The 11,728-nt window shown below is 37.9% G+C and carries 10 protein-coding genes; 7 read left to right on the plus strand and 3 right to left on the minus strand.

Annotated features, from left to right (window positions below; genetic code table 11):
* The first annotated feature begins 13 nt into the window (after nt 1-13).
* The 5 genes from A3EM_RS0107855 to A3EM_RS0107875 all read left to right on the plus strand — a co-directional run bounded on the left by A3EM_RS0107855 (nt 14) and on the right by A3EM_RS0107875 (nt 5,258).
* The gene (locus A3EM_RS0107855) at nt 14-784 is read left to right on the plus strand and encodes a 3-ketoacyl-ACP reductase (RefSeq protein WP_020527644.1); all 771 of its coding nucleotides are present in this window, start codon (nt 14-16) and stop codon (nt 782-784) included.
* A 100-nt stretch (nt 785-884) separates the two neighbouring features.
* A complete protein-coding gene (locus A3EM_RS0107860; RefSeq protein WP_020527645.1) occupies nt 885-1,112 on the plus strand; it encodes a hypothetical protein in 228 nt (75 codons plus the stop codon).
* Nucleotides 1,109-2,539: a sodium:solute symporter family protein gene (locus tag A3EM_RS0107865; RefSeq protein WP_020527646.1), complete on the plus strand. Its 1,431-nt coding sequence runs from the start codon at nt 1,109-1,111 to the stop codon at nt 2,537-2,539. Before A3EM_RS0107860 ends, A3EM_RS0107865 begins: the two co-directional genes overlap by 4 nt.
* A 119-nt stretch (nt 2,540-2,658) precedes the next feature.
* Nucleotides 2,659-3,612 carry a TIM barrel protein gene (locus A3EM_RS0107870; RefSeq protein ID WP_020527647.1) on the plus strand — a complete coding sequence of 318 codons (954 nt, stop codon included), beginning with the start codon at nt 2,659-2,661 and terminating at the stop codon, nt 3,610-3,612.
* Nucleotides 3,597-5,258 carry a PQQ-dependent sugar dehydrogenase gene (locus A3EM_RS0107875; RefSeq protein ID WP_020527648.1) on the plus strand — a complete coding sequence of 554 codons (1,662 nt, stop codon included), beginning with the start codon at nt 3,597-3,599 and terminating at the stop codon, nt 5,256-5,258. Before A3EM_RS0107870 ends, A3EM_RS0107875 begins: the two co-directional genes overlap by 16 nt.
* A 19-nt stretch (nt 5,259-5,277) precedes the next feature.
* On the opposite strand, the gene A3EM_RS0107880 is transcribed toward A3EM_RS0107875, so the two are convergent.
* Nucleotides 5,278-5,997, minus strand: a complete 720-nt coding sequence (locus A3EM_RS0107880; protein WP_020527649.1) for a hypothetical protein — start codon at nt 5,995-5,997, stop codon at nt 5,278-5,280.
* A 99-nt stretch (nt 5,998-6,096) separates the two neighbouring features.
* Nucleotides 6,097-6,684 carry a hypothetical protein gene (locus tag A3EM_RS41820; RefSeq protein ID WP_020527650.1) on the minus strand — a complete coding sequence of 196 codons (588 nt, stop codon included), beginning with the start codon at nt 6,682-6,684 and terminating at the stop codon, nt 6,097-6,099.
* A 102-nt stretch (nt 6,685-6,786) separates the two neighbouring features.
* Here A3EM_RS41820 and A3EM_RS0107890 point away from each other — a divergent pair, with 102 nt between their 5' ends.
* Together A3EM_RS0107890 and A3EM_RS41825 are read left to right on the plus strand one after the other, a co-directional pair.
* On the plus strand, nt 6,787-7,608 hold the full coding sequence (locus tag A3EM_RS0107890; RefSeq protein ID WP_020527651.1) for a hypothetical protein: 822 nt from the start codon (nt 6,787-6,789) through the stop codon (nt 7,606-7,608).
* Nucleotides 7,609-7,648: 40 nt separating this feature from the next.
* Nucleotides 7,649-9,112 (plus strand): ATP-binding cassette domain-containing protein, encoded by a 1,464-nt coding sequence (locus tag A3EM_RS41825; protein WP_020527652.1) that lies wholly within the window; start codon nt 7,649-7,651, stop codon nt 9,110-9,112.
* A gap of 324 nt (nt 9,113-9,436) precedes the next feature.
* Here A3EM_RS41825 and tamL read toward each other — a convergent pair whose 3' ends face one another.
* Nucleotides 9,437-11,719, minus strand: a complete 2,283-nt coding sequence (tamL, locus tag A3EM_RS0107905) for a translocation and assembly module lipoprotein TamL (protein WP_044237759.1) — start codon at nt 11,717-11,719, stop codon at nt 9,437-9,439.
* Nucleotides 11,720-11,728: the final 9 nt, after the last annotated feature.

An 11,728-nucleotide genomic window follows, 5' to 3' on the forward strand; every position in this document is an offset into this window, starting at 1 on the left:
TATTTAATTGAAAATGAAAAAATCAGCACTAGTTACAGGTGGAAGCAGGGGGATTGGTTTGGGTGTTGCCCTTCAACTGGCGGATGCAGGCTATGATTTGGCCATTAATGGGATGAGACCTGAAAATGATGTCGCAGATGTTCTGGAAACGTTGCGCTCAAAAAATGTAAAAGTAATCTACTGCCAGGGGAATATTGGAGACGCTGCGGATAGGAATGGCATGATTCAAAAAATAAAAGAAGAGTTTGGTCAATTGAATGTGTTGGTAAACAATGCAGGAGTTGCCCCAAATGAAAGAAAAGACCTTTTAGAAACTTCCGAAGAAAGCTTTGACAGGGTATTGGGTATTAACCTGAAAGGGTCATTTTTCCTTACCCAATTAGCCGCTAACTGGATGGTAGAGCAAAAAACTGCCAATCCGGATTTTAAAGCCAGTATTATCAATGTTTCTTCTATTTCGGCTACTACAGCTTCCATTAATCGTGGTGAATATTGTGTTTCCAAAGCCGGATTGAGTATGGTTACTCAATTGTTTGCGGTAAGATTGGGCGATTTGGATATTCCTGTGTATGAAGTAAGACCGGGAATTATCACTACGGATATGACTTCGGGTGTGAAAGAGAAATACGACAAATTATTTGCCGAAGGAATTGCAGTTCAAAAAAGATGGGGAACTACTGAAGATGTTGGGAAGGCTGTCCGTGCACTGGCTACTGGTGATTTTCCTTATTCTACAGGTCAGGTGATAATGGTAGATGGAGGGTTTTCCATTGATAGACTGTAAATTTCACTCAGCCAAAATTTAAATAAACCATTTATAAAAGCCTGACGGAGAGATTTTATCTCATCAGAATTCATAGCACAGGTTCCTAAACTAATTGACCATGCCATCTCATCAAAAAATTTTGTGGAAAGTTTGTTGTATAGCTGCCATTATAGTAAGTATTCTGGGCTTTACACCACTTGCCATTCCAAATAATATTTTTCAACCAAAACTTCTGGGAATGCCTTATCCGCTTTGGGTAAGCATGTTATTGAGTTTTTTATTAGTATTCCTTACCTTTTTAGGTACAAAAGTTCACCCCGGAAAAAATAACCCAGAAGAAGAATGATACCCATTTTAATAGTTATTTCTATCATATATTTAGGTTTACTGGTTACTTTTTCCCTGGTAACCAGACAAAAAGAGAAAGATACTGCAACCTACCTTTTAGCTGGATCCAAAATTGGGTCAGTGCTCGGCATTTTTACTTTTGCCGCCACACTTTTCAGTACATTTACACTTATCGGGATGCCTGATTTTTTCAGGACTCATGGTGTGGGTTCCTGGATGTTCCTTGCTTTTTCAGACGCTGCAATGGTTTTTGCTATCATCTCTGTGGGTTACTATTTAAGAAAAAAAGCAAAGCGGGAAGATTTCAAAGGGCTTTCAGGTTTAATCGTCCAATGCTATAAAAATAAGTTTGCCGGATATATCGTATTTGCAGGAGCTTTTATCTTTTTAGTTCCCTATGTGGCGATACAGATCAGGGGAATTGCCATATTTTTAAATGCCACATTTCCGGGAGCGATGCCGATTTGGGGTTGGGCAACTGCCATGGTAGTCCTTATGTTGACTTATAGTGAAATAGGTGGATTGAAAGCCATTATTTATTCCGATATGCTTCAGGGTTTATTATTGTTAATCGTGATTTGGATTATCGGATATAACTGCCTTACCTATTTTGGAAATATGAATAATCTTTTCGTAAAAATTGAAGAAGTGAATAAAGGTTTGCTCTCAGTTCCCGGACCCAAAGGATTATTTACACCTCAATTTTTAATTGCCTCCTTTATTGCCATCATGATGATTCCGTTTACTCAGCCACATGTGGTAACCAGAATCATTATCATGAAGAATTACAAATCATTATTCAGAATGGCTATTGGGGTAGGGGTGTTTGCTATGATTATTATTTTTCCCACGCTGCTTATTGGCATGTATGGGGCGGTTAATCATCCCGAAGCCAGCACCGCTGACTTTATCAGTAATGTATTAATTACAGAACAAACAGATTTTATTGCCGCATTTACGGTAATTGGGCTAATTGCAGCGGCAATTTCCACTTCTGATTCTCAAATATTTGCGATGGGAGGAGAGTTAAGGTCACTATTGGAAGGGGAAGATTCCAAAATGCTTCAAATTACCAGAATTGCAATCGTATTTTTCGCAGTTACCATCCTGATTTTCTCACTGCTAACCAGTGACCAGTTGGTATTATTGGCCAGGACCAGTTTTGCGGGTACAGCCCTGATGGCCCCAATGATTTTCGTGGGAATTTTTGCTACTAAAAAATTAAACATGGCATTGCCTGTGTTTACTTTAGTTTGCATGCTGGCATTTATAGGATCTTTAATGGGGCTTATTCCAAATAGCTACATTGGCATCCGCTTGGATTTAATTTTAATGTTTTCTCTAACTGCGTTTGCCTTAGTCAACTACCATTTTTTCAGTGAAAAACTGGCGGCTCCGGAACAGGTTATTTCGGAGGCGAAATAATATTGCTTTTTTAAAATCCTGATCCGGTTTACCAGGTCGAATTGATTTAAAAAGCAAAAAAAGTCTGTAAACCAGTCAAAAAACTTAATGCAATATCTAAACAAAAGATATACAAGATTATGAAAAAGCAACTTAGCCGAAGAACTTTTTTAAATTATTCTGCTGCGGCAGTTGGCACTGTTCCATTTATCAATCCTGTAAATGTTTTTGGGAATAAATCAAAAGAAACTCAACCAATGGAAATCCACCTTTTTTCCAAACATCTGCAATTTCTGGATTATAAAGATATGGCAGATGCTGCAGCCGAAATGGGTTTTGCCGGTTTGGATTTAACGGTCCGGCCAAAGGGACATGTAGAACCTGAAAGGGTAGAAGAGGATTTACCCAAGGCGGTGGAAGCCATTAAAAAGGCAGGATTAAAAACCGTTTTGATGACTACAGCCATAACAGATGCAAAAGTTCCGGTAAACAGAAAGGTTTTAGAAACCGCAGCCAAACAGGGATTTAAGTGTTACCGAACTGGTTGGTTGAAATATCCGAAAGACAAAGAAATACCCGGTGCGGTGGAAGAATTTAAAGTGATGATGAAGGATCTTGGGAAACTGAACAAGGAAGTGGGTATTGTAGGCGCTTACCAAAATCACTCAGGATTGTATGTAGGTGCAGCAATTTGGGAAATCTGGGAGATTTTGGAAAAAGCCAATGAGGAATATCTTGGTTGCCAATATGATATCAGACATGCTTCTGTAGAAGGAGGAAAATCCTGGCCTACTGGTTTGAGGTTAATCCGACCAAGGATCAAAACCATTATTTTGAAGGATTATAAATGGGTGAAAGAAAATGGAAAATGGAAATTAATCAATACCCCTCTTGGAGAAGGAATGGTAGATTTTATAAGTTATTTCAAACTGCTTAAAGAATATAAAATTAACCTGCCTGTGTCTCTGCATTTGGAATATGATCTGGGAGGTGCAAATCATGGGAAAAGAGAAATCTCCATTTCCAAAGAGGAAGTTTTTAAAGCCATGCGCAAAGACCTCAAAACAGCCAGAGAATTATGGGAGAAAGCGTAAAACCAATTGTTTTTTTAATAAAAACCGGAATTGCTTTTTGTTTTTTGTTGGGGTGCAACTCCCCTAAAACCCAGAGAGGAGCAGCAGTAGAAATTGCTTTATCGAAATATCAGGCACATCTCCAATTAGAAAAAACTACCCTTCTTGTCAGTGAAGTGATTGGTGATCGTGAGGTAGTTTGGGATTTGGCCTGGGGACCTGACAACTGGATTTGGTTTACGGAACAAAAAGGACTTATAAGTAAAGTAAACCCTGAAACCGGAGAGGTAAAAACCATCCATCAAATTGATGATCTTATTTTTCAAAAGTCAAGGGGGTTATATTGCCTGGCTTTCCATCCTGATTTTGAACATCAGCCTTTTGTATTCCTACATTATACTTATGCATCGGACACCGATGAAAAACCCGGTAAAAGCACACCCAGTTTTTCGAAAATAGTGAGATTTGAGTATGATAAAGAAAAGAATCAACTGCATAACCCGAAAATAATTCTGGGAAATATTCCGGGGAAAAGTTATCACAACGGTTCAAGGATGGTTATTTCCGAAGACCATAAATTATTTTTAACCACAGGAGATGCGGGAAATAAGAGAGGAAGTCAGGATGTAAATCTTTTGTCAGGGAAAGTGCTAAGGATGAATCTGGATGGATCAGTTCCTGAGGATAATCCTATTCCCGGAAGTCTGGTGTATTCGTGGGGACATCGAAACAGTCAGGGAATAGTTTTTGGGAAAAATGGTATTTTGTACAGCTCCGAGCATGGTCCCAACAATGATGATGAAGTAAATATTATCCAGCCTTTGGGGAATTATGGCTGGCCAAATGTGGAAGGGTTTTGCGATAAAGCACAGGAAAAACAGTTTTGCCTGGATTCGGGAGTAATAGAGCCCCTTATTGCCTATACTCCTACAATTGCAGTGGCTGGTTTAAGCATTTACGAAAATGAAAAAATACCTGAATGGAACAATAGTTTGCTCCTAGGTAGCCTGAAAGGAAGATCGCTTCGGGTACTTAAATTGAATCCTGAAGGTTCAAGAATCGAAAAAGAGGGTATTTTTTTTCAATTAGAATTGGGTCGGATAAGGGATGTGATGGTTTCCCCTGATGGTGATATTTATTTGTGCACCAGCAATCTTGACTGGCACCCAAAGTCTCAGCCCTGGACCTATGATCATCTTCCCTTAAAGGGATTTGACAAGATAATCAGGTTATCAAAAGCAGATGAAAATCTGATGGCGAAAATTTCCCAAATGTCCAATCAAAAATTATTGACGGAGAATGAGGAACAAATTGAGATTGAGGTAGACAATTATGTCAATACAGGATTAAGCCTTTATCAAAGAAACTGTATGCCGTGTCATCAGGAAAATGGGAATGGTGTGCCGGATTTAATTCCTCCTTTATCTGAAACAGAATGGGTTACCGGAGATAAAGACAAGTTGATTGCCACAGTTTTAAATGGTTTGTCAGATGAAATTGAGGTAAACGGAAAACTGTACAATCAGGAAATGCCGGGCTTTGCCACTTCATTGAACGATGGGGAAATTGCTGAAATATTGACTTTTATCCGAAGTAATTTTGGAAATAACGCTTCGGAAATTTCCCGCCTAGAGGTTAATTTGATTAGGGAAAAAACTGTATTATAAATGAATTTTTCCCCAACCTTTAAACTTCATTCTGTTGTTGGACATCCTGTTTATAATCATAATAATGGATGGTTTTATCCAGTACAACTGATTTACCAAAAGTTCCACTCTCAGCTTTTATAGTTTCCCTTTGTAATAATGGAAGACCTGTTTTCAAATCCTTTTTGTAAACCTGAACCGCATTAAAAAAACGTACTCTGGTAACAGTGGCCGTGTTAAAGCCTGAAGTGGCGTATACTTCAATTTTATCAAGGCTTTTTTGGGCTTTACTTAAGATGATTTTTCCTTCAAATACTTTGAGGTGCTTCTGATTTTTGGGTAAGTCTTTAGCCTGAAAATGGAATTTAAAAGTTAAAGATTGAGCATCCTCATGAAGTAATGATATATTTTCAACTTTCAAAAACTGAATCGCATGTGGCATTAAAACTTTCTCATTATCTAAAAAGCCATTCCAATCGGAATTGTCCTTATTCAGCACTTTCCATTCTCCAGTAGTAGAAAGATATTGTTTTTCCACAGTCTGAAAATAAGGATTTAAAGCCTCTGGAGATTTAATAGACTTTACCTCCGTGGTTTTAAAACTGAAATTTTCCTGAGTGTTTCCAAATAAGGCTTCATTAAGGAATTCAACTGAAATGCCGTACTCCCGGAAGAGTTCCTCCGTACTGGAAAAGGTTTGTCCAAAACCAATTTGAAGGAATAAAAGATTAACTATTAGTAGGGTTGCTAGTGTTTTCATGGTGCTAAACAGTTTGGTTGTTTAGGCAATATTACCCTACTTATTTATACGTAAATAATAAAAAATAGTAGATGGGAAAAATACCGGAGTGAACCGGCATCAGAAGCCCACTCCCACACCTACGGTAATATAAGGCTCCCAAGCTTTGTAAGGAGATCGCTCATCTTGCAGAACATCAAATAAAACCTGCAGGTTGAGCCATGTTCTCCCGCCAAGGGGTTGACTGTAGCCTCCTCCTACAAAGAAAAACGGTACTGTTTCTCTGGAAGATTCTCCAATAGTATCGAACAATTCATAATTTATCCAGGCATATTCTGCATGGGCATAAAGCTGAGGAACGATTCTATATCGGGTGAATAGACTCATTCCATAATTATTAGTTTCATAAGTTTTTGGGTATCGTTTGTCTCTTACATATTCATAGCCAAATGTAACTCCTCCTGAAAATTTAGGGGTGATTTTATAACCAATAAGAGGATTTACAGAAATCCGGGTATAGTTACCAAAGGAAAAACCAATATTTCCTCCAAGATAAATTCGCTCTCCAATTGGTCGAGGATCTTTCTTTTCTTTTACAGGACTTTGGACAGAATCTGCTTCACTTACCTGGGCAAAACCATCCGCTCCAAACACTATTAATCCAATTAATAATATTGAGATTTTTATACCTGAGTTTATTAGTTTCATAAGTTAATTTTTTAGCTGTTAGAATCCTGAAGCTGAGATTATTACTTAATTTTCCGAATAGAAATTATAAATCTTAAAAAGTAATGTTGAAGAACATCGTTTATGATGGCGCTAAAGTTAATTAAAATTATATTTTTTTTCTTAATAATTACTGTAATCACACAGGTGGGTGGAATAATTTATTTTTGTACTCTATTTTTTGATTCTTCAATCAAAAAATATTCTGCCGGCAAAAGAATTTTTTATAAAACGGGAATTTTTTTAAGTCTTTATCTGGTCGCTACTTTTACCATCATTCCTATTTTGGCAGAAAAAAATGGAAGGGTTCCATTGCCTGTCAATTTCGGCAATTTAAAACCTCTCACCATCTGGACCTGCCTGCTAAACCGACATTATGTGAAACCAGAATTGAAAATCTTGTTGGAGGAAGTTTCAGAAAGCATGAATGGACAATATCCTGGAACAGGAATTAGCTATCTTGATGCTAATTTTCCTTTTTTCAATGGTTTTCCTTTACTGCCTCATCTGAGTCATGAAGATGGTAAAAAACTCGATTTGGCCTTTTATTATTATGATGACGAAACCGGAAAAGGATTGGACTACAAGGCTCCTTCACCAATTGGTTATGGAGGATTTGAGGGTCCGAAAAAAGGGGAGCAAAATATGCCCGAAATATGCCAAAGAAAAGGCTTTTGGCAATATGGAATTTTAGGTGAAATTATTCCCAACTGGGTATTTTCTTCCATGAAATTTGATGAAAAAAGGACTAAAAAACTTATCATTGAACTTTCCCGAAGGAAAGAGATCAAAAAGATTTTTATTGAACCACACTTAAGGACAAGATTGGGATTAAATACAGGGAAAGTCCGGTTCCATGGTTGCCATGCTGTCCGGCATGATGACCATATTCATATAGAAATTTGAAGTTTGGTCAATTGAAAAAAAGAAAAGAAAAAGCGCAAAAATGATTAGTATAAAATACGATGAGGCTAGTTTCCTGAATAAAGGGAAGATTCAGTTTGAAGGATTAAATTTTGAATTGGGAGAAAATGAAAACTGGGCCATTACCGGAGATATTGGGTCGGGGAAAACCTCTTTTCTGAAGTGCTTATCTGGAAAAATCCCCAGTGTGAAGGGGAAAAGATACTATACAATTGATGGAGAGCCGGCTTCCCCCCTGGATTTTTTTCACCATGTGCAACTGGTAACTTTTTCGGAAAGCAATAAAATTTTTAAACCAGCTGCCTTTTTTTACCAGCAACGGTATCAGCCATCCATTGCCGATGAAAGTATTGATGTGAAAGGTTACCTGAAATCTTTTGGTTTTGATGAAGGAAATTCCCATCACCAGGAAATTTTACAAAAAGGTGGATTGCAGGAACTTTATGAAAGGCATTTGATCAAACTTTCCAGTGGACAGAGAAGGAAATTATTATTGGTGAAAGCCATTTTGAAAGCACCCATTCTTTTGCTTTTGGATGATCCTTATATTGGCCTGGACAAGCAAAGCAGGAATGTGTTTAATGACTGGCTGAAGGAATTGTCCCAAAATTTCAATATTCAATTGGTGATTGCCGGAAGGAAAAGCGATATGCCGGATATTATGGATCGTGAACTGGAATTGAAAGATAGCAAAATAAAATATGCCGGCAAACTAAGGCCTGAACCCGTGAATGTTGAGGTGGAAATCAGGGAAGATTTGTTGGCCAAAATTAAAGAACAGTGGGATAAATTTGCCAATCACAAGGATTTTGAGACCATCATTAAGTTTAATGATGTATCAATTAACTATGATGGGAAGCCTGTGTTACAAAATATCAATTGGGAGGTGAAACAGGGGGAAAAAGTGGCTTTATTAGGCTCCAATGGTTCTGGGAAATCTACTTTGTTGAGTTTGATGTATGCCGATAATCCCCTGGCTTATGCCAATGACATTATCCTTTTCGATAGGCAAAGAGGATCGGGCGAAAGCATTTGGGATATAAAAAAGCATACGGGATTTGTCTCTCCGGAACTGCATTTGTTTTTTAATTTCAAATTGTCTGCAGCCAAAACGGTAGCCACGGGAATTTTCGATCAGTTTTATGTGGCCAGAAAATTAACCTCCGAAGAAGTTGAACTTATAGATTTGTGTCTATCCTACTTTGGCCTAAGTCATAAAAGGGATGAGATATTCGGGAAACTATCTTTAGGAGAGCAGCAAATTCTCTTATTTATCAGGGCATTAATTAAAAATCCGGAGTACCTGTTATTGGACGAACCTTACCAGGGAATGGACTGGAAAAGCATCCATTTGGCCAATGCGCTCCTGGAAAACTTATTGAAAAAGAATTCTACCACCCTAATTTTCATCACCCATTATGAAGAAGAATTGCCTTCTTTCATTCAGAAAAAAGTTTATTTAAAAAAGGGGAAGATGGAGGAGTGAGGTAATTCAGCAACCCTAATTTATTCAGGCAAGACAATACTGCTCTAGCTTTAAAACTTAAGACTTGGAATAATTCCCAGCTTTAAACTGGGTTGGGTGGAATACGCAGGGTTTCTTGCAGAAAACCCTGCTGGGAAGGAAAAATCAATAAAAAAATCCAATCGTGTATTTTGCCTGAATCCAGTTGAAAACTGGATTTTATTGGAAGGCTTAAGCAAAAAGCTCAAGCCAGGTGGGTGGAGTTTATACAAATTTTAAGGTAAAATTGTCACAGCTTGAGAAAAAGGAATGTGTTTTAAAAAACAAATTTTGAAATAGTGCTTCTCAGAATGGATATCCAATTGCAATGTTCCAGATTAGGTTTTGCTTTCGCCAGCTTTTGTTTCCGAAGGCGATGTCATCTATTACCCATCTTTCTCCTTCGGGGAGGTTGGGGATTCTGAGTGGGAAGGCCCAGTCTAATCTGAAGACAAAAAAGTCGGCATCTACTCTCAAACCAAACCCTGTTCCCATGGCAATTTCCTTGAAAAAGTCTCCGGAAAACCCTGATCCTGGCCGGTTGGGATCTTCATCTATCAGCCAGATATTTCCTGCATCTACAAACAAAGCTCCTTTCAACATGCTAATGATGGGAAAGCGGTATTCAATATTGGTTTCCAGCTTCAATTCCCCGGTCTGATCTACCAGTAAATTACCTCCGGCATTTGGGGAAAGATAGGAACCAGGACCTACAGAGCGAGCTACAAATGCCCGGATACTATTGGTACCACCAATGTAGTATTGCTTTACATAGGGCAGAATGTCGGAATTTCCATATGGAATTCCTGCTCCCAGAATTAACCGGGTAGCAAATTTACTCTTTTCCCCTGCTCCAAAGTAATACCTGAAATCGGTTGTAAATTTTGAAAACTGTGAATAGGGAATACCCAATACTTTAGAAGATCCGGTGGAATCAGTTTCCAAAAAGGATAACCCACCATTGACAAGACTCATCAAATTACCAGAAAAATCAGCTTCTCCTCTAAAGTAGATGTAATTTCTTTTGTTATCTATTTCATTGGTATAGATATAATTATAGTTTGTTCCCAAAATGAACTGTTCTTCAAAACTTCTTTTAATACTTGGGTTTTGTTCGAGATAATCTTCAAACTCCTGTGATTTACTGGTCAGTTTCACCAGATTGATATCTATTGGTCGGAAATTATGGGTGATATATGGATTGCTCCTCCAGTTGAACCCGTAGAATAAATTGAATGAATTAAAGGTATACAGGCCCACCCGCTTTAAGTATCTAAAACCCGCTCCAACCTGTGTAATGGGCACATATTGTTTAGCAAGTTTTTTTAATCGAAAAGGATAGAATCTTGGAATTTCCAAAACGGGCTCAATTCCCAATTCATAGTTGGTGACATTATCCCCTCCACCATTGAGTTGTACTTCAAAACGGCCATCCAGGTTGATGGACAATTTTTCGGCTCCACCCAGCAGATTTCTATCTTTTAAAGTCAACCGGATGCCCGGCCCGGTAAAATTATTGGACTTGGTGATGACATTGAATTCTGAAGAAAAAACATAACGGCTGTGTGGAGTGGTATAAATGGAAGCATTCAGTTTATCATTTTTGCCTTCAACATCATGAAATTCCAGATTGGCATATTTAAAAACACCAAGCCCCATCAGATAATTAAGGGTTTTGGTATGATCAGATTTGGAGTAATAATTTCCTTCTTCAAGAAATATTGAATTAAGGATCACTTTTGGTTTAAATTCATAAGTTTCAGGAATGTAGTGGTAATCATAGATTTCAAAAGTATCTGGTTGGGAATCATTGTTCAGGGAATGTTCCGGATACACATAAATATGGTTTATTGTCTGGGGACTGGTGGCTTCCTCAGGAAGATTTTCCTTCAGCTTCAAGTAAATGTTTACTTTGTGGTTGTTCACCGTAGAATCCACTACAAACTTGAAATAATCTCCTCTGAAATAATAATACCCTTCATTTTTCAGAAACTTTTCAATTCTGGCTCTTTCATTTTGTAAGTTATTTAAACTATACGGTTCTCCCGGAACAATTAGAGATTCTTCCCTGAGCTTCTGTACCAGCATAGATAAGGTATCGCCATTTGTTGGATAAATAACAGAATCAATCAGGTAGGCCTGGCCAGGTTGAACTTCAAAAGTGAGTGTTCCGGTTTTTGATTTTTTATTAACCAGGTAATTTACTGTAGCATTGAAATAACCACGGTGGTATAACCTGTTTTCCATCATTTTGGAAATGGCCTGACCATCTACTTCGGATAAATAAACAGGTGGTTCGCCCATTTTTTTCTTTATCCAGTTTTTTAACCCTTTTTCTTTTTGGGGTTGACCCATGGTATTATAAATGGAAAGAGCTGGCCGCATCCAGAGCACTTTACCATTAGGCCCAGGTTCTATCAGGCTGGAAAGTTCGTCCGTTAAATCTCCTTCATTATAGACTTCATGTTCCGTTTTAATTTCAATATCACTGCCATTGTAGAGGTAATATCCTTGTTCCAGCTTTTTCAATCCGGTACAACTACCCAAACAAATGATAAAAGCTAAAAAAATTGAATATTTAAAGTTCACTTCCCTGTT

Source organism: Flexithrix dorotheae DSM 6795, assembly GCF_000379765.1.
Taxonomy (GTDB): domain Bacteria; phylum Bacteroidota; class Bacteroidia; order Cytophagales; family Flammeovirgaceae; genus Flexithrix; species Flexithrix dorotheae.